This is a genomic window from Novosphingobium sp. BL-52-GroH, from assembly GCF_044813085.1.
Taxonomy (GTDB): Bacteria; Pseudomonadota; Alphaproteobacteria; order Sphingomonadales; family Sphingomonadaceae; genus Novosphingobium.
In genome coordinates, this window is the sequence record NZ_CP171149.1 from 386,938 (window position 1) to 405,117 (window position 18,180).

17 protein-coding genes are annotated in these 18,180 nt (G+C 69.9%); 3 read left to right on the forward strand and 14 right to left on the reverse strand.

Annotation, left to right across the window (positions count from 1 at the left end; genetic code table 11):
• Positions 1-54: 54 nt before the first annotated feature.
• The 6 genes from ACFFDA_RS01715 to ACFFDA_RS01740 form a co-directional block, all read right to left on the reverse strand.
• Entirely contained in the window at positions 55-1,686 is a 1,632-nt protein-coding gene (locus ACFFDA_RS01715; RefSeq protein ID WP_404477869.1) for a Na+/H+ antiporter, read from the reverse strand.
• A 92-nt stretch (positions 1,687-1,778) separates the two neighbouring features.
• The gene (locus ACFFDA_RS01720) at positions 1,779-2,960 is read right to left on the reverse strand and encodes a glycosyltransferase (protein ID WP_404477870.1); all 1,182 of its coding nucleotides are present in this window, start codon (positions 2,958-2,960) and stop codon (positions 1,779-1,781) included.
• A gap of 7 nt (positions 2,961-2,967) precedes the next feature.
• The gene (locus ACFFDA_RS01725; protein WP_404478282.1) at positions 2,968-3,480 is read right to left on the reverse strand and encodes a DUF2141 domain-containing protein; all 513 of its coding nucleotides are present in this window, start codon (positions 3,478-3,480) and stop codon (positions 2,968-2,970) included.
• A complete protein-coding gene (locus ACFFDA_RS01730) occupies positions 3,480-4,415 on the reverse strand; it encodes a hypothetical protein (RefSeq protein ID WP_404477871.1) in 936 nt (311 codons plus the stop codon). The genes ACFFDA_RS01725 and ACFFDA_RS01730 overlap by 1 nt, the downstream gene beginning before the upstream one ends.
• Positions 4,416-4,421: 6 nt before the next feature.
• On the reverse strand, positions 4,422-5,600 hold the full coding sequence (locus ACFFDA_RS01735) for a glycosyltransferase (RefSeq protein ID WP_404477872.1): 1,179 nt from the start codon (positions 5,598-5,600) through the stop codon (positions 4,422-4,424).
• A gap of 189 nt (positions 5,601-5,789) precedes the next feature.
• Entirely contained in the window at positions 5,790-6,530 is a 741-nt protein-coding gene (locus ACFFDA_RS01740; RefSeq protein WP_404477873.1) for a DUF2334 domain-containing protein, read from the reverse strand.
• Positions 6,531-6,709: 179 nt separating this feature from the next.
• Between ACFFDA_RS01740 and ACFFDA_RS01745 the strand changes: the two genes are divergently transcribed.
• Complete coding sequence (locus ACFFDA_RS01745; RefSeq protein WP_404477874.1) at positions 6,710-9,034, forward strand: TonB-dependent receptor; 2,325 nt, start codon at positions 6,710-6,712, stop codon at positions 9,032-9,034.
• A 192-nt stretch (positions 9,035-9,226) separates the two neighbouring features.
• Positions 9,227-10,954 carry an alkaline phosphatase D family protein gene (locus ACFFDA_RS01750; RefSeq protein ID WP_404477875.1) on the forward strand — a complete coding sequence of 576 codons (1,728 nt, stop codon included), beginning with the start codon at positions 9,227-9,229 and terminating at the stop codon, positions 10,952-10,954.
• Here ACFFDA_RS01750 and cobF read toward each other — a convergent pair.
• From cobF to cbiE, 4 genes are read right to left on the reverse strand one after another with little or no spacing between them, the layout of a single operon-like run.
• Positions 10,920-11,708 (reverse strand): precorrin-6A synthase (deacetylating), encoded by a 789-nt coding sequence (gene cobF / locus ACFFDA_RS01755; RefSeq protein ID WP_404477876.1) that lies wholly within the window; start codon positions 11,706-11,708, stop codon positions 10,920-10,922. The genes ACFFDA_RS01750 and cobF overlap by 35 nt on opposite strands.
• Complete coding sequence (gene cobM / locus ACFFDA_RS01760) at positions 11,705-12,490, reverse strand: precorrin-4 C(11)-methyltransferase (RefSeq protein WP_404477877.1); 786 nt, start codon at positions 12,488-12,490, stop codon at positions 11,705-11,707. The genes cobF and cobM overlap by 4 nt, the downstream gene beginning before the upstream one ends.
• Complete coding sequence (locus ACFFDA_RS01765; protein WP_404477878.1) at positions 12,487-12,870, reverse strand: cobalamin biosynthesis protein; 384 nt, start codon at positions 12,868-12,870, stop codon at positions 12,487-12,489. The genes cobM and ACFFDA_RS01765 overlap by 4 nt, the downstream gene beginning before the upstream one ends.
• Positions 12,867-14,075 carry a precorrin-6y C5,15-methyltransferase (decarboxylating) subunit CbiE gene (cbiE, locus tag ACFFDA_RS01770; protein ID WP_404477879.1) on the reverse strand — a complete coding sequence of 403 codons (1,209 nt, stop codon included), beginning with the start codon at positions 14,073-14,075 and terminating at the stop codon, positions 12,867-12,869. The genes ACFFDA_RS01765 and cbiE overlap by 4 nt, the downstream gene beginning before the upstream one ends.
• Here cbiE and ACFFDA_RS01775 point away from each other — a divergent pair.
• Complete coding sequence (locus ACFFDA_RS01775) at positions 14,032-14,838, forward strand: cobalt-precorrin-6A reductase (protein ID WP_404477880.1); 807 nt, start codon at positions 14,032-14,034, stop codon at positions 14,836-14,838. The genes cbiE and ACFFDA_RS01775 overlap by 44 nt on opposite strands.
• Here the strand turns inward: ACFFDA_RS01775 and cobJ are convergent.
• The 4 genes from cobJ to ACFFDA_RS01795 are packed head-to-tail and all read right to left on the reverse strand — an operon-like array spanning position 14,814 to position 17,993.
• Positions 14,814-15,563, reverse strand: coding sequence for a precorrin-3B C(17)-methyltransferase (gene cobJ, locus ACFFDA_RS01780; RefSeq protein ID WP_404477881.1), 750 nt, complete (start codon positions 15,561-15,563; stop codon positions 14,814-14,816). The two genes, ACFFDA_RS01775 and cobJ, sit on opposite strands and share 25 nt — an antisense overlap.
• Complete coding sequence (gene cobI, locus ACFFDA_RS01785; RefSeq protein ID WP_404477882.1) at positions 15,560-16,285, reverse strand: precorrin-2 C(20)-methyltransferase; 726 nt, start codon at positions 16,283-16,285, stop codon at positions 15,560-15,562. The genes cobJ and cobI overlap by 4 nt, the downstream gene beginning before the upstream one ends.
• Positions 16,282-16,911 (reverse strand): precorrin-8X methylmutase, encoded by a 630-nt coding sequence (locus ACFFDA_RS01790; RefSeq protein WP_404478283.1) that lies wholly within the window; start codon positions 16,909-16,911, stop codon positions 16,282-16,284. Before ACFFDA_RS01790 ends, cobI begins: the two co-directional genes overlap by 4 nt.
• Positions 16,911-17,993, reverse strand: a complete 1,083-nt coding sequence (locus ACFFDA_RS01795; protein ID WP_404478284.1) for a cobalamin biosynthesis protein CobG — start codon at positions 17,991-17,993, stop codon at positions 16,911-16,913. The genes ACFFDA_RS01790 and ACFFDA_RS01795 overlap by 1 nt, the downstream gene beginning before the upstream one ends.
• Positions 17,994-18,180: the final 187 nt, after the last annotated feature.

The window sequence follows — 18,180 nt, forward strand, 5'->3', positions numbered from 1 at the left end:
GGGTCGCAATGACGAAGGGGGAAGTCGGCACGCGCTAACCGCGCGCCGCACCTCTCAGCCGATGTAGCGCGCTTCGGACAAGTCGAGTTCGCGGGTGAGCTTGCGCGCGGTTTCGCTGCTGATGCGGCGGGCCCGCAGGAGCTTGGCCACGGCAGCGCGCTCCGCCCGCACGCCGACCAGCCGGAATTCGCGGATCAATCGGTCGCTGGCGCGCGATTCATCGGATTGCCGCCCGCTCAGCCCCTCGACCCGCTCGCGATAGAGGTTCATCACCTGCCCGCCCGCGTCGGCATAGATGTCGGCTTCCACCTTGTCCTCGGCGAGAGCGTGCTGGTGACGTTCGATCGCCTGGATCGCGGCTTGCGCGGTGGTGACACGCGCCGAGTCCTCCTCCGCCTGCTTGGCCGGCTCGGGCGGCATCGTCAGGCCTTTGAGCAGGACCGGCAGGCCTATGCTGGCCAGCACCAGCGAAACCACGATCACGCCCGCGGCAAGGAAGATCGCAAGGTCGCGGGCGGGGAACGGGGTGCCGTCGTGCAGCGCCAGCGGCAGCGTCAGTACGCCGGCCAGCGTGATCGCGCCGCGCACGCCGGCCACCGAGGTGGCCGCGATCAGCCGCCAGTCGGGGCTCTGAACGCCAACGCCCTTCGCCGTCTTGCGCAGGATGGTGAACTTGAGCGAGGCCCAGACCCACAGGAAGCGCAGTGCCGCAAGGCCGGCCACGATCGCCAGGACGTAGACCGCCAGCCACCAAGGTGCGCTGTGCCCGGTGAGCGCGACCGTCTGCCGGGCGCCCGAAAGAATGCTCGGCAGTTGTTCGCCCAGCAGCACGAAGATGATGCCGTTGAGCGTGAACTGGATCATGTCCCACACCGAATTGCGGCGCATCCGGGTCACCGCCATGGCCTGGCGGGAGATTTCCGCGAACGTCATGGTGACCCCGGCACTCACTGCCGCAAGGATGCCCGAGGCGTGGAGATGCTCTGCCAGCAGGTAGGAGCCGAAGGGGATCAGCAGACTGACGAGGATCTGCGAGCCGGTATCCTCGCCCCAGCGCTTGGTGACCCAGGCTTTGGCGCGCGTGGCGGCGATGGTCACCGCGACACCGATCGCCAGCCCGCCCAGCGCCACCCAGGCGAAGTTCAGCGCCGCCTCGCCGGCCGAGAACGTCCCCGTCAATGCAGCGGCAACCGCGAAGCGCAGGCACACCAGGCCCGAGGCGTCGTTGAGCAGCGATTCTCCTTCGAGGATGTGCATCATGCGCTTGGGGATCGGCACGCGCGCGGCGATCGCCGAAACCGCGATCGGGTCCGTCGGCGACACCACCGCGGCCAGCGCGAACGCGACCGCAAGGGGCATCGCCGGGATCATCCAGTGGATGAAGAAGCCCATGCCGACGACGGTGATGAGCACCAGCCCGAGGGCCAGTTCCACCACCGTCGAGGCGTCCTTGAGCAGTTCGTCCTTGGGAATGCGCCAGCCGTCGAGGAACAGCAGCGGTGGCAGGAAGAGGAAGAGGAACAGTTCGGGATCTAGCTCAACCCGGTGCGATGTCGACAACCCGATGATGGCGCCCAGCACGATCTGGACCAGCGGCGTGGGTATCGAGAACGGCAGCATCCTGGCAACGGCTCCGCTGACGACGACGGCCAGCAGGAGGAAAAGCACGATCGAGACTGTTTCCAAAACTTCGCTCCACGTTGTTGGTGATGGAGCAAGCTTAGGGGACCGCGCGCGCCAGGGGCAACCCTTTGGCGCCAGAATATCACGCTTCGTCGTCAGGCCGCCGTGCGCTCGGCCGCAAGCGCGCCTTCGTAGAGTGCGAAAAGCGCGGCAAAATGCTCGTCGATGGTGCGCGGCGCGGTGACGACCCGCGCCTCCTTCCCTGCTTCCTTGCGAGCGGACGAGCCTGCAGCCAGCACCGCCAGGATCGCCCGCGCGGCGGCGGCGGGATCGCAGGCGGCATACGTCGATCCCGCACCGTCGCCCGCGTGGTCGGCAGCGCCGCCGCCGTCGGGGACGATCACCGGTGTCCCGCTCGCCCGCGCTTCTGCGGCGGCCATGCAGTAGGTCTCTGCCTCGCAGCCGTGGACGAGAGCGTCGGCGCTGGCAAGGAGCCGCGCGAACGTCTCCCGATCGCGCTCGGGCTCGAACAGGCGGACGTGCGGGTTGCCGGCGATGTGCTTGAGGATCGCACGGCGTTCGCGCCCCTCTCCGAACATCACCAGGCCGAGCGGCCGGTCGCGGGCGGCGGCGTTGACCGCATCGATCACCATCGGCCAGCGCTTCTCGGGGGCGAGGCGTCCCACCGCGAGCAGCAGGCCGGCGCTTTCTGGCAGGTCGCAAGCTGTCAGCAGGCGGGCCCGCAGGGCGGAATCGCGGTTGTCGGGCGAGAAGCGGCCGGGCTCGACCCCCATCGGGATCGTGACCGTGCGCGGGACCCCGCCTTCCGCCAGCCGTCGCGAGAGGTCGCGGTTGGCGCACACGACGTGGTCGAAGCGGCGGCCGTGGCGGCGCAGATGCTCCCAGTATACCGAGAACTGCCAGTCGATCGTCCGGCGCGAGAAGACCTGCCCGAACCAGCGATAGGCGAAGGCGGAGAGCGGATCGGCGTGCATCACCAGGCTGCGCGGCGCCGCCCCCGCCCAGTCTGCGACGAGGCCTGCGCTGCGCCAGGGCGAGGTCGCCTCCACGAAGTCGGGCGCCAGTTCGTCGAGGGCATCGTGGAGTTGCGCGGCCGAGGCGAAGTAGCCGTACTTGCGGTCGAGCGGGAAGCGGGGGCTCCTGAGCGTGACGATACGGGCATTCGGCCCGCGCTCGACCACCCCGTCCTCGTCGCCGGGGGCGAGGATGACGATCTCGTGGCCCAGTTGCGGACCGATCCGCAGCTTCTGCTCGACGTATGTGCGCACGCCGCCACCGCGCGGGGAATAGAAGGCGCAGACGTCGACGATCCTCATGATGCCCTCACTTCGATGCCAGCGGGGCCACGCCGAGGCCCTTGCGGTAGTTGAGCACGATTTCCAACATCGTCGGCGAGGCGCCCGCCACCGCACTCGCGCGGGCCGCGCGCGGCTTGCTCCAGCCCAGCCGGGGATTGCCGGCGAAGCCGATACCGTCGACCTTCCAGTTGAACTTGCGGTCCCTGTCGCGGTCGTGGAGCAGGCTCACCGCGTAAGTACCTGGCCCTGGGAGCCGCACGCACAGGCGCACCGGGCCGCCCGGCGGCACCGGCATCTCGATGCGGCGGAAGGTCTTGCCCTGGGAAACCAGCACGTTGTCGTCGGCGAGGAAATCCGGGTCGTCGGCCGGGTAGACTTCGAGCTTGAGGTTGCCGGTCCTGTCTTTGAGGCCCTGCACGTCGACGGTGAAGGCGGGTCCGCCTTCTCCCGGGCGGCAGCGCGCTTCCGCCTTGCCGAGGTCGGGGGTCGAGGCAAGGGTCGTCGCGGCCGCGATCGGCAGCGCGATACCGAGTGCGATCACGGGCGTCGCTCCAGGTTGGTGGCCAGATCGTTCAGGGCGACCATCGCCCCCAACACCAGGTGGGTGGCCAGGATCAGGCCCGCCATCAGCGCCATCAGCGTGCCGATGTCGCGCTCCTGCCCGAGAACGACGACCGTGATCCCGGCGAAGAGCAGGTCCTTGTTGGGCACCAGCGGCAGCCGCGAGACCAGCAGGCGCAGCGTCGCCAGGTATAGCCACCACGACAGCGCGACGTCTGGCAGCACGAGATGCCACAGCACCGCCGACAGCAGCGTCGAGAGCACGATGCGCGCCAGGTGCATGCGCCCGATCATCCACAGCTCGGGCCGCGACAGGCTGAAGACGCGGCGGCGCAGCGCCATGGCGGCGATCGAAATCGCCAGGATCACCGCGAGCGACAGCATCAGCATCCGCGCGTCGATGCCCAGCGCCGTCGTCCCCAGCAGCGGCAGCACCGCCGCCACCAGCGCGACGGTCACCGCGTTGCCCATCATCGCCGAGAGGATGGCGACGTCCTTGACCGCCCCGAACGGCGCTGCGACGAGGGCCACGCGACGGCGGGCCCAGGTGTAGAAGTAAGCCTCGCCTAGGTAGCCGAGCAGCAGCTCGTTGTAGACCTTCTTGCGGACCAGCGCGATGAAGCCGGTCGCCGGGATGCCCCAGAGGCGGCGGAAGATCAGCCACTCGCTGGCCGGGGTGATGAAGTACGAGGCGACGAACACCGGCCAGAACGCGGGCGAAGACGGGATCATCGCCGGCAGGCGGCGCAGCTCGATACTGTTGGTCTCGTGCACGATGGCGGCGATCACCGCAAGCGACAGGAGGATCGAGAACACCGCGTTGCGCCCCCGGTTCGACGGCCGGTCCTGGGGCGTCAGACGGATCGGCAGCCGCTCGAGGCCGCTTGCGGCAACGGATCGGGTCAAGGACATCTCCAGTTAAAGCGAACGGCGTAGCGACCGGCAGGGCGCGAGCGTGCTGAGCGCCAGGCCATGCCGGCGATCCTGGTCGCGCTGCCGGGCGACTTCCTGCAGCAAGTCGACGTAGCGCCCGGCCGCCCCCTCGACCTCGTAGACCGAGGCGACCGCGCGGGCGCGATCGGGATGGCCGCGAAAATGGCGCAGGCGGGCCAGCCCGTCGGCGAAGGCCTCGACGCTGCCAGTCGGGACGACGAGGCCGGTGCGTTCGTGGTCTACGAGGCTGGCCATGCTTACGCAGCAGTCGGTGGCAAGCACGGGCATGCCCGCCGCGAGCGCCTCGACCACGACGCCGGGCAGGCCTTCGTAGTCGGAACTCAGGACCATGGCGTCGGCCGTTTCCAGCAGCGGGTCGATGCTGGCGACGTGGCCGGCGAACCGCACCCGGCCGGCGATGCCCAGGGCTTGTGCGAGCGCTTCCAACCGGGCCCGTTCTGGACCCTCGCCGGCGATCGTCAGGGTATCCTCGGCGCGCGCGGCAGCCGCGAAGGCGCGCAGCAGGAGCGGGTAGTTCTTCTGCGGCACCAGCCGTCCCGCCGCGAGATAGCCCATGCCCCAAGCCGATGGCGGCCGCCGCTCGACCCGCGCGAGCCGGCGCAGCCGCTGGCGGGTGAGGATCGGATTGGCGATCACCCGCACCTGCCGCGCCTCGGCCAGCATGCATTCGCGGATCTCGCGGCGCATCGGTTCGGACAGGGCGACCAGCGAATCGAACACCGTCCCTTGTGCGCGCAGCCAGGTGGCATAGCCGCGCCGGAGCGCCGGCGGCATGTCGGGGCGATGCAGCGCATTGCTGACCTTGAGCACCATCGGCGGGGCATGGCTGCCCAGCAGCAGCTTCATCGCCGCAGCCACCACCGCGTACGTGTTCCCTGGGCAGAACAGCACGTCGATGCGGCGCTCGACGAGAAAGCTGTAGAGGCTGTGGACCATCCAGGGCGTTTCCCAGGACGCGGTCGAGAGCCGGGTCGGGATGCTCCAGTAATCGAGCGGCGGCGCGCTACACAGGCCCGAGCCGCCGGATCGCCCGAGCACCACCGTCACCTCGTGGCCGGCATTATGCCAACAACCGGCGAGGCCCAGCGCCACGCGCTCGACGCCGCCCGGCTCGAGGCTGTGGATGGGTATGGCAATGCGCAAGGGTCCGCTCATGTTCGTCCGACACCGCCAGTCGTCTCGATCCGCCGGTCGCAAGGAGCCGGGCGGGAATGTGTCCGTTACCGGCGGCGCTCTATGGATGGATGATTTCGGGTTTGTGACGGCGCTCCCGACCGTCGCGGCACCGACACGCCAGCGCCTCCGAACCGTAATGGCCACGGTGCGCCGCCGTCAGGGGAGCAGGTGTCCGTAACGCGAGGGGCGATGGCTGCGCGCGAAATGCGCCAGCGTGGCCTCGATGCTGGCGAGCAGTTCGGGACTGGTAACATCGGCGGGATGGACCGCGATCCGCACCGTCGGCAGCACCGGCAGGACCGCGCGCGCTATACCCGCGAAGGCGATCGACGAGGCTGCGCGTGCGGCGCTGCGGCTGGCCCAGGTGATGACCGGCCCGCGCGCCAGCACCGTGTCGCAGGCCGCGCTCCAGACCTGCCAGTGGTCTTCCGCGAGCGCCAGGCCGGACCGGCGCAACGCCGCGCGCGCGCCGGGGCCGTAGAGCCACGCAGGAGCGATGAAGCCTGCCGCCCCGCGCCCGGTCACGTCCTCCACCAGTGCCCTGCCCGCCTCCATGCGACGCAGCGCCTCGGCTTCCCCGAGGCCGAGGAACTCGCCTTCCGACGCGGTCATGTGGCGGGCCTTGAGGCGGGCGAGGCAGCGGTGCTCGGCATCGTCGCGGTGGAACCAGCCGTGGACGAACATCTCGACCCCGGCATCCGACCACGCGCGCAGCCTGGCCTGGAACGCAGGCGCCTCGCGCAAGGGCTGGCGCCCCCAGTGGTCGGGCACCACCAGCATCGCGAAATGCGGCCCGCCCAGCAGCCGCTCGATCGTCGCGGCGAGCATTTCGACTTCCCGCTCCGAACCGGGGCCAACGTCGTGGATCGAGGCAAGGAGGCGCTTGGGGGCTGGCATGGCGCGCCCATGGCCCACCGCGGTGACAGTGTGACGACGCTTCCGAGAGCGGTTTCGTCGCGTAACCGTCGGGCCATGGTCGCCATACCGTCCTTCAATTGTCCCCGAACTGACTGCAGCGCGTCAAGAAAGACGCCCAGATGCTGCGTCGCACAAGAACGAGCCAGGGGCATCCAGCCATGCGCATCAATTCGATCCGTCATCTCAGCATTCTCGGCGCCAGTCTCGCCGCGATCGCCGTCGCCACGCCCGCCTTCGCCGACGAGGCGGCAGAAGCGGATGCCGAAGCCGAGACCATCGTCGTCACCGGCCAGCGCACGACCTACAACAATGCCGCGCTCGACGAGACGCTGATCGACGACAAGTCGCCGGTCGTCTCCGTGCTCGATCTGATCGCCACCCTGCCCGGTGTGCAGGTGAACGAGGGCGACGCCTTCGGCTTCGACGACTGGTCGACCACTTATTCGATCCGCGGCTACCAGACCAACCTCGACACCCAGCAGGTGGGCATCACCATCGACGGCCTGCCCAACGGCGGCTCGGGCTACGGCGGCGGCTCCAAGGCCAACCGCTTCATCGATACCCAGAACATCGGGACCGTCGAGGTCTTCCAGGGCACCGCCGACATCGCATCGCGCTCCAACGAAGCACTGGGCGGCACGATCAACTTCGTCACTTCCGACCCGAAGGACGAGTTCAACGTGCGCCTGTCAGGCTCGGTCGGTGACTACAAGGCACAACGCTACTATGGCCGCGTAGATACCGGCCTCGTCGGCGGTGTCGCCAAGGCCTGGTTCTCGTACTCGCACCAGGAAGCCACCGACTGGATGGAAGGCTCGGCGAACAACCGCCGCGATAACTTCGCCGCCAAGTTCATCGTCGAAACCCCCGTCAAGCTCACCGGCTACGTCGACTACGACGAAGCGTTCGAGAGCAACTACGACCAGATGTACTCGCCCGCACAGTACGCGCTCCATCCCCATCAGGACGGCCTCAACGGCTTGTGGACCGGGGTGCCGGCGGCCGACCAGAACTATCGCCAGGTCTGGAACACCAAGCGCAAGAACTTCTTCGCCTACCTCAAGGGCGAGACCACGATCGCCGACGCGATCGATCTCAAGGCCTCGGTCTACTACCACGACATGGCCGGTCGCGGTGACTGGGCGCCGCCCTACATCGTCGACGTGATCCAGGACGGCACCGGCGCCCAGAGCGAGATTGCGGGCGGTTCGGTCAAGGGCACGCCCGCCTGGTGGGCCACCCTGCCCGCGGGATCGGGCACGCCGGTCTACTACGCCACCAACGCCGCCGGCCAGGCGGTCGACCCCACTACGGCCGCCAGCTACACCTGGCAGCAGTCCTACCGCCACACCCACTACCGCAAGGACCGTCTCGGCGGCACGTTCGACGCGGCATGGAACCAGCAGTTCGGCGTGGTCGAGAGCACCTTGCGCGGCGGCCTGTGGTACGAGGACACCAACCGCCGCGAATGGCGCGACTGGCACCACGTCACCGACACCGCCGTCGGCCCGGCCTACGATGCCGAGCCCTACTGGACGCAGTACGACCGCAAGTATCCGCAGACCACCTTCAAGTGGTACGTCGAGGAGCAGCTTCAGGTCGGCCCCGTCACCGCCAACATCGGCGGCAAGCAGTTCATCAACCATATCGACCGCGAGGACCTGTTCGGCGAGACCGACAACCTCAAGACCAAGTCGAAGTCGAAGGTCCTGTGGTCGGGCGGCGTCAAGGTCGAGCCGCTCGACGGCCTCGACGTGTTCGGCGGCTATTCTGAAAACTTCAAGGCGCTGAGCGACACCCTGCTCGAATACAGCGCCGACGCCATCGCCGACATCAAGCCGGAGACCGCCGAGAACTGGGAAGCGGGCGTGCGCTACACCACGCCGATCTTCAACGCCTCGGCAACGTGGTTCAAGAGCAAGTTCTCCAACCAGGTGATCTTCGTGCCGTCCTCGACCTCGGCCGGCCCGGACTATCTCAGCGAAGGCGACGGCCGCTTCTTCAACGCCGGCGGCATCGACTCCGAAGGCTTCGAACTGCTCGCCAACGTGCGGCCGGTCGAGGGCCTCAGCCTCTACGGTGCCTATACCTACATCGATGCCACCTATCGCGGCACCGGCAATACCGAACTCGACGCCGAGCAGGGCGTGACTGCCGGGAACCGCGTCGCCGGCATCCCCAAGGACATGTGGGTGCTCTCGGGCACATACACCTACGGTCCGGTCAAGCTGGGCGTCACCGGGAAGTACACCGGCAACCGCTTCGTCGACGCCGACAACTCGTGGGTGTCGAAGAACTACTTCTTGACCGACCTCACCGTCGCCGTGCGGGGCGAGGCGCTGAGCGAGCGTTTCAAGGCGCTGGAGTTCTCGCTCAACGTCACCAACCTGACCGACGAGGACTACCTGGGCGGCATTTCGGGCAACTATGCCTGGATCGGCGCCCCGCGCACGATGGTCTTCACCGCGACGGCCGACTTCTGATCGGACGGGGAGCGGTGGGAGACAATGCCCACCTCCCCCAACCGTCACCCAGAACGTGGTCAGGGCCCACTTTGCAGTTCACATCGCAGTGTGTTCGGCACGATGGGGCCTGAAACACGTTCAGGGTGACGAGGCATTTCACGCAAGCTCGAAGCTGCACGAAGCCGTGCCGCAAATTCACAGGACCAGCCCATGCCCCTCATCCGCTCCACCCAGGTTTCCCGTCGCGCTCTGCTGGCCGGCCTTGCGGGCGGGGCGGCGGTCATGGCACTGCCGATCTCCGCACTGGCGGCGGCAGCCGCCAACCCGGTGTTCCGCCACGGCGTGGCCAGCGGCGACCCCGACGCATCGAGCGTCGTCCTGTGGACCCGCATCACCGCCGGCGCGCCCGCCGATGTGCAGTGGGAACTGGCCACTTCCCCCGACTTCGCCACGATCCTGAAATCCGGCACCGTCGCCACCGACGCGAGCCGCGACTACACGGTCAAGGCTCTCGCCACCGGACTCCCTGCCGGCGGCACGTTCTACTACCGCTTCCGTGCGGGCAGGGCAGTGTCCCCGGTGGGCCGCACACGCACTCTGCCGGAAGGACGCCTCGACCGGCTCGGCATCGCGCTGGCCTCGTGCTCGAACTATGCCTTCGGCTTCTTCAACGCCTATGACGCGATCGCCCGCGACCCCGCGATCGACTTCGTGCTGCACACCGGCGACTACATCTACGAATACGGCGGCAAGGACGGCTGGGGCGAAACCGTCGCCGCAACCATCGGCCGCGCCCACGCGCCGACGCACGAGATCGTCACGCTGGCCGACTACCGCACCCGCCACGCCCAGTACAAGACCGACGCCGGGGCGCAGGCGATGCATGCCCACCACACCCTGCTTGGCTGCTGGGACGACCACGAAAGCGCCAACAACCCCTGGACCGGCGGCGCCCAGAACCACCAGCCCGCCACCGAGGGCGACTGGGCAACCCGCCGGGCCGCCTCGATCCGCGCCTACTACGAGTGGATGCCGGTGCGCGAGCCCGAATGGCTCGCCGTCAAGGGCCGCACCCGCATGCAGTTCTGGCGCGCCTACAGCTTCGGCGACCTTGCCCTGCTGCACACGCTCGAAACGCGCCACACCGCGCGCGCCGAGCAGATCGACTACATGGACTATGCCGCCAGAATCGTCGACGATGCTTCGGCCGAACGCTTCCGCAACGACGTCCTGGGTGCCCCGAACCGCCCGCTCATCTCCCCCGAACTGGAAGCCGACCTCTCGGCCGCGCTCTCCCGCTCGGTCAGGGATGGCCAGCCATGGCGAGTGATCGGCTGTCCGATGGTGATCGGCCGCCTCATCGTGCCCGACCTCGCCAAACTGGGCGTGCTGCCCGACCCCTTCCCCAAGCTCGCCGCGGCCAAGTCGAAGGAGGAACTGGCCAGGCTCGCAGCCGATCCGCACGTCTCGCTGGCATGGCGCGGCCGCTGGGGGCTGCCCGACTATACGGACGCATGGGGCGGTTATCCCTGGGCGCGCGAACAGTTCTACGCCCTCTCGCGCAAGGCCGGGGCCGGCGACCTCGTGTTCCTCTCGGGCGACAGCCACAGCTTCTGGACCAACGACCTCGCCGACGCGCAGGGCCGTCCGGCCGGCATCGAGTTCGGCACCGCCGGCATCTCCTCGCCGGGCGACTTCATGGACAGCGGCTTCGGCCCGGAGATGTCGCGCACGCTCGACAAGGCCTATGCCGACCACATGCCCGAGGTCATCTGGACCGACAACATGCACCAGGGCTACGTGCGGGTGGAGTTCGGCCGCGAAACCGGCACTGCCAGCTTCGTCGCGGTGAGCACCGTGCTCTCGCGCGAATACGCCACGAAAGTCATCCGCACCGATGCCTTCAGGCGCGAGGGGGCTGCGGTCCGTCTTGGATAAACGCGTCGGCGAGGCGCATCAGGTAGAGGTCCATGATCCACCCGTGCTGGCGGCGCAAGCCGGCGCGCCGTTCGACGATCGTTGCTGCCACTTCGCCCAACGGGCCGTGCACGAGCGCCTGGTGCGGCATGCCGAGATAAGCGCCCCACCAGATCGTCACGCCCGCAGGTGGCAGGGTCTCGAATGCGCATGTGCCATCGAGCATGACCACCACCGTCTCGGCACCGCCCGGCCAGCCTTCTTCGCGCAGGCGCCGGCCCGTGGTGATCGTCACGGGGGCGGCCAGTGTGTTGAGGGCAATGGCATGGGCAGCGGTCAGAGCCTGGATGCTGGTGATGCCAGGCACCACGTGGATGTTCAGGTCCATGCCGTCCGCGCAGAGCCGGCGGGCGATTCGCAGCGTACTGTCGTATAGCGAGGGGTCCCCCCATACCAGCAGGGCAAGCACGCCGCCGCGGGGCAGGTGCGCCGCGATCTGCGCCGCCCAGGCCGATGCTATCGACGCGTGCCAGTCGTTTACCGCCTCGATGTAGGGCGGCACCAGGGAGCGTTCGGGCAAGTCGAATTCAACCACTCGCGTCGCGCCCGCCAGCACTGTCTCGCAGATCTTCCGGCGCAAGTCGAGGAGGTCGGACTTGCGGTCGCCCTTGCGCGGCAGGAGGATCAGGTCGGCACCGTTCATCGCCCGGATCGCCGCGAGGGTCAGGTGGTCGGGGTTGCCGGTGCCGATGCCGATCAGGTGGAGGTCGATCATTCCCTGCCGCCTGCGAACCGCGACTGCGCCGATTGCGGGCGGAAGCGGCGGTCGTATCCGGCGGCGTAGAGGCTGCTCTCGCCCGACACGCCATCGTTCAGCGCGGAGCCGACGAGGATAAGCGCGGTCCGCTCCATGCTGCCATCCACGGCGGCCTCGACCGAGGCCAGCGTCGCGCGCACAACCCGCTCGTCGGGCCAGCTCGCCCGCCACACGACGGCGACCGGGCAATCGCAGCCATAGGCGGGCACGAGGTCGGCCACCACTTGTGCCAGGTTGTGGATCGACAGGTGGATGGCCAGGGTCGCGCCGGTGGTGGCGAAGCGGGTCAGGCTCTCCTTCTCGGGCATGGCGCTGGCGCGGCCGGGGGTGCGGGTGAGGACCAGCGACTGGGCCAGCGCGGGCACCGTCAGCTCGGCTTCGAGCGCGGCGGCGGCGGCGGCGAAGGCGGGGACGCCCGGGGTCACCGTGAACGGGATGCCGAGCGCGCGCAACCGGCGCACCTGCTCGCCCATCGCCGACCAGATCGACAGGTCGCCCGAATGCAGCCGCGCGACGTCCTGCCCGGCGGCGTGGGCCTGCGCGATGGCGGCCACGATATCGTCGAGCGCCATCGAGGCGGTGTTGACGATCCGCGCGCCCGGCGGGCAATGTTCGAGGATCGCCGTCGGGACGAGCGATCCGGCGTAGAGGCACACCGGGCTCGCCGCGATCAGGTCGCGGCCGCGCAAGGTCAGCAGGTCGGGCGCGCCGGGACCGGCGCCGATGAAATGAACGGTCATGGGTGGTTTCCTCGGGCCAGGGCGCACGTCGCCATGCGATCGGGCGAGACGTGGCGGGTGGTGAGCAGTCTCGCGTCCGGCCCGGCCCCGGCCAGCGCGGCGGCTTCGGCGACGCTGCCGGTGCGGCGGGCGGCGAGGCTGGCAGCGGATATTGTGACGGTCGCCGCCGCCTCGAGCGCCGGCGGCTCGATCGACAGTACGGGCACGCCCAGCATCCGGGCCAATGCCTCCAGCAGCGCCGCCTTGTCGCGCGGGGCGGCGAGCGCCGAAACGTTTGGCAAGCCCACCTCCGTACGCGCATGGGCGAGGGCTTCGTCCAGGGCCGACCGCAGCGATCCGAGGTCCGCCCCGGCACGGAACCCGAAGCCGGCGACGGTCATCGCGCGGTGCTCCACTGCACGATCGGGTAATGGGCTTTCCAGCCGCGTTTCGAGCCGAGCGGCGCCGCCTCCGCCAGCTCCACCCGCATCAGGCTGCCGCCCTCCCGGGCGTGCCACTGCGCGAGCAGCGCCTCCGATTCCAGCGTCACCGCATTGGCGACGATCCGGGTGCCCCGCTCCAGCAACCGCCACAGCGTCTCCAGCAGGTCCGCACAGAGCCCCCCGCCGATGAAGACGGCATCGGGCAGTGGATGACCGGCAAGCACCCCGGGCGCCCGTCCGTCCACCACCGCCAGCCGGTCGCCCCCCAGCGCAGCGGCATTGGCGCGGGCCCGCTGCGCCCGGACGGGATCGGCCTCGAAGCCGATCGCCCGCGTCCCGGGATGCGAAAGCAACCATTCGATCGCGATCGAGCCCGACCCGGTGCCGATGTCCCACAGCATCTCGCCAGGTCGCGGCGCTAGGGCGGAGAGGGTCAGGGCCCGGACCGGCCGCCGGGTCATCTGCCCGTCGTGCGCGAACCAGTCGTCGCCGATGCCCGAGGCAAGCGGTAGCACCGCCCCGTCGCCGGCGCAGCGGATGGCCACCGCGACCGGATGGGCGATGTCCGCGAAATCCAGCGTGTCGGCCGTCGCGTCGCGCACCCGTTCGCGCAAGCCGCCGAGCGCTTCAAGCACCGTCACCTGCGAGGCGCCGAAGCCCTCCCCGGCGACGTAACGCGCCAGTTCGCGGACGGCGGCGCCGTCGCGCACCAGCACCAGCGCCCGCTGGCCGGGCGCCAGATGCGGCCGCAACCGGGCGAAGGGCGCCGCGTGAAGGCCCAGGCACGCGGTGGTCTCCAGCGGCCAGCCCAGCCGTGCCGCGGCCAGGCCGAAAGTCGAGGGCGCAGGGTGGGCGATCCACTCGCCGGGCTGGAGATGGCGGGTCACGACGCTGCCGGCGCCGAACCAGAACGGGTCGCCGGAGACCAGCATCACCGTCCCGCGCCCCCGACGGGCCAGCAGCGCGGCGATACCATGCTCGAAGGGCACCGGCCATGGCATGGACTGGGCGGGCTCGATGCCCGCCAGCGCGAGATGGCGTGCAGCGCCGGTCACGAGATCGGCTTGCGCCAGCGCGTCCCGGCTGGCATCGGCGAGGCCGGAGAGACCATCCTCGCCGATGCCCACGATCGTCAGCCAGGGCCGTTCAGGAGTATCAGGCATTCCCCTTCCCCCGGTTCCCAACGTGCTGGTCCTGGGCGGCACGACCGAGGCCAGCGCGCTCGCCGAGGCCCTGGCCGCGCGCGGGCTGTCGGCGACGCTGAGCTATGCCGGACGGGTGGAACGTCCAAGAGCCCAGCCGGTGCCGGTCCGCATCGGCGGCTTCGGCGGAGTCACGGGGCTCCAACGCCACTTGCGCGAGAACCGGGTAACGCATCTGGTGGACGCCACCCATCCCTTCGCCGCGACGATGAGCGCCCATGCGCTGGCCGCCGCGCGCAACGGCGGGGTGCCGCATTTGCGGCTCACCCGTCCGGCCTGGCGCGCCCAAGCCGGCGACCGCTGGCGGCACGTCGCCGATATCGAGGCTGCCGTCGCCGCTCTCGCCGGACCGCCGCGCCGGGTCATGCTGGCACTCGGCCGCATGCATGTCGGCGCCTTCGCGGCTCAACCCCAGCACCATTACCTGCTGCGCTTCGTCGACCGCGCCGATCTTGCGCCGGTCCTGCCGCACCACGACCTCGTCGTCGATCGCGGGCCTTTCACCGCGGCGGCCGACCTGGACCTGCTGCGCGAGCACGCCATAGACATCGTCGTCTGCAAGAACGCGGGCGGAAGCGGCGCGCAGGCCAAGCTGGTGGCGGCGCGCGAACTCGGGTTGCCGGTGTTGATGATCGACCGTCCGGCGGACCCCGGCGGCAAGGCCGTCCACCGCGTCGACGAGGTTATGGACTGGCTCGATCACGGCGCCCACCGGGGGGTGTAGACGATCGGGGCTCCGTCCCTCGCGATCAGCCGGGTGCGGCTGGAGCCGACGATCACCATCGTGCGCATGTCCGCCATCTCGGGAGTGGCTTCGCCCAGGGTAACGACGCGCAAGTGCTCTTGCGGAGTCGAGACAGCGCGGGCGAAAAGGATCGGCCGGTCGCCGCCGCAGGCCTTGCGCAGGATGTCGAGCACGCGGCCGAAGCCGTCCGGCCGCGCCTTCGAGCGGGGGTTGTAGAACGCCATCGCGAAGTCCGCCTCGACCGCAAGTCGCAAGCGGCGCTCGATCAGGCTCCAGGGCTTGAGGTTGTCCGACAGGTTGATGGCGCAGAAGTCGTGCCCCAGCGGCGCCCCTGCCCGGGCGCTGGCCGCCAGCATCGCCGTGATCCCGGGAAGCACCCGGATATCGAGGTCACGCCACGCCGGAGGCCCCTGCTCAAGCGCCTCGAACACGGCGGACGCCATGGCGAAGACCCCCGGATCTCCGGAGGACACCACCACCACCCCTCCCCCCGCCGCCGCCCTAGCGAGGGCATCGGCGGCGCGTTCCAGTTCGACCCGGTTGTCGCTGGCATGGAGGGTCAGCCCCTCGCGCGCCGGAACGCGCGCGACATAGGGGCCGTAGCCGTAGATGTCGCTGGCCTGTTCCAGCGCGGCCGACACTTCCGGCGTCACCAGCGCCGCATCGCCCGGGCCGATCCCGGCGATCGCGATCCAGCCGGTCATGGCCGGCGCCCCTTGCCGTGGATGAGCAGAATCGAGAAATAGGGCGTCACCGCCAGCGCCTCGCGCAAGGGCGTGACGCGCTGGTCGGCCATCGCCGCGTGCTCGACAAGCCAGGCCTCTCCCTCGCGCCCGGCGGCAGCGACGGCGCGGCGCAGCTTGTCGAGGTTGCGGCCGATCTTCATCACCACCAGCGCGTCGGTGTCGCGGATGCGGCGGGCGAGATCCTCTTCAGGCAGCGTCGCCATGAGCACTGTCAGCACGTCGTCGCCCCAGGTCATCGGCGCGCCACTGGCCGTCCACGCGCCGGACATGCCGGTGATGCCCGGCACCACCCGTAACGGCACCGAGCCCGCCAGCCGCGTGTAAAGGTGCATGAACGAGCCGTAGAAGAACGGATCGCCCTCGCACAGCACCACGACGTCCTCGCCGCCGCCCGCCAGCCCGCCCAAGTGCGCGGTGCAAGCGGCATAGAACTCCGAGAGGCAGGCGTTGTAGCGCGGGTCGGCAAGCGGGATTTCGGTGGTCACCGGGTATTCCATCGGGAACTCGACCACGTCGGCGCGCAACATGCCCTCTACGATACGGCGCGCCTGTCCCGGCCGGCCGGACTTGCGAAAATAGGCGACGTGCCGGGCCTCGCGCACCAGCCGGTCCGCGCGCACGCTCAGCAGGTCCTGCGCGCCAGGGCCCAGGCCCACCCCGTGGATGGTGCCGACAGTCATTCCGAGCGGCTCGCGATGGCATTGATTGCGGCGACCGTGATCGCGCTGCCGCCCATCCGCCCTTCGACGATACAGCAGGGCACCGGCGGCGCCGCCCACAGCGCCGCCTTCGATTCCATCGCGCCGACGAAGCCGACCGGACAGCCGATGATCGCGGCGGGGCGCGGGCAATCCGGGTCCTCCAGCATGTTCAGAAGGTGGAACAGGGCCGTCGGTGCGTTGCCGATACCTACGACCGCCCCTTTGAGGTGCGGGCGCCACAGCTCCAGCGCCGCGGCCGAGCGGGTGTTCGACAGCGTCCGGGCCAGCCCCGGCACGGCGGCGTCCCTCAGCGTGCAGATCACCGCATTGCCGGCCGGCAGCCGCGCGCGGGTGATCCCTTCGGACACCATGTGGGCATCGCACAGGACGGGTGCCCCGCGCGCGAGGGCATTGATGGCGGCCTGTGCGAAGCCGGGCGAGAAGCGGATCGACCCGGCGAGGTCGACGAGGCCGGCAGCATGGATCATGCGGACCGCGATCCGCTCCTCGAGGGTGGAAAATCGGGCCAGGTCGGCTTCGGCGCGGATGGTCGCAAAGGACTGGCGGTAGATCGCGGCACCGTCGGTTTCATAGGCATGTGGCATCATTCGGCTCCGAAACGGGCGAGCAGGTCTTCCGGGTCGAGCCCGGATTCGACGGGGGGATCACCAGCGCGGGCGTCGCGTCCGAGGTCGAAGCGACCCTCGCGTCCGGTCAGCGTGACGGCCGCCGCGCCGCCATGCGCGCACCCCTTGGCGCAGCCCGAGACGTGCAGCCGGCCGCCGACGTGCGGCGCCAGCCGCAACGCAAGGGCACGCGTGGCCACCGTCGCCTGCGGACACAGAGGCAGGCCGGGGCAGGCTTCGGCGCGCATCGCGCAGTGCGACGCATCGTCGACGAAACCCGACATCTCGACGGGCTTTCCCCCTTCGAGCAGCAGCACGCGCCACGGCGTCACCCGCATCGCCGTCGCTTGCGAGCATTCCATCAGCGCAGCCAGCGCCGCAGCGCTGGTGCTGCCGAACGGCACCCCCCGAACCGGCCCGAGGACGTGACGCCCAGGCACGAGCGCCGCTCGAGGTGGTGCCCCCCGCTCGCCCCCCGTCGCCCACGAAGGCAGGTCGGCGCGGTGACGGGCCATGCGGCCCGCCTCCATCCCGCCGGTCGCGACGAACCAGGCGGCAAGCGCCACCAGCGCATCGGCGGCTTCGTCGGGCGGGACGGCGATACCCGTCGCCCGGCCCTGGGCGCGCAGGAGGAGGCCGCCGCTTGCGGCGCGTTCGATCCGGAAATCGGCCGGAACGTCGGCCAGCACCGGCGCGACGCCCGCATCTATCGCGAAACCCGCCTTGGCCGGAAGATCGGGGAGCAGGTGCAGCCGCGCCGCCAGGTCCGTTGCCACCTGCCAGGTCGCGTCGCCTTCGATCCAGTCGGGTGCGACGAGCACGTTGCGCCGCTGCTCGATGGTCGGCTCCGGGTCGACCAGGTCGAGCGCGCAGAGCCCTTCCAGCAAGGCCGCCCAGCCCGTTTCCGCAACGCCGCGGACCTGAAGATTGGCGCGGCTGGTCACGTCGATCATGCCATTGCCGAACCGGTCGGCCAATGTGCACAGCCCCGCGACCTGCCCGCGCGACAGCCGGGCAAGGCGCGGGCGGATGCGCACGATCAGCCCGTCGCCGGCCGCCATCGGGCGCCACGCGGTCGGGCACCAGCCGCGCACGGCAAATCCCTCCGATCCTGATGTACCGCCAGTCGGCCCGGTCGGCGACGCGCGCATATACGATCCCACTCACGCACGGCGACGATGACCGGGGCTTGCCGACGAATGTCGGTCCGTGCGCAACGACGGGCGGGCGTGAATCACGCCCGTCCCT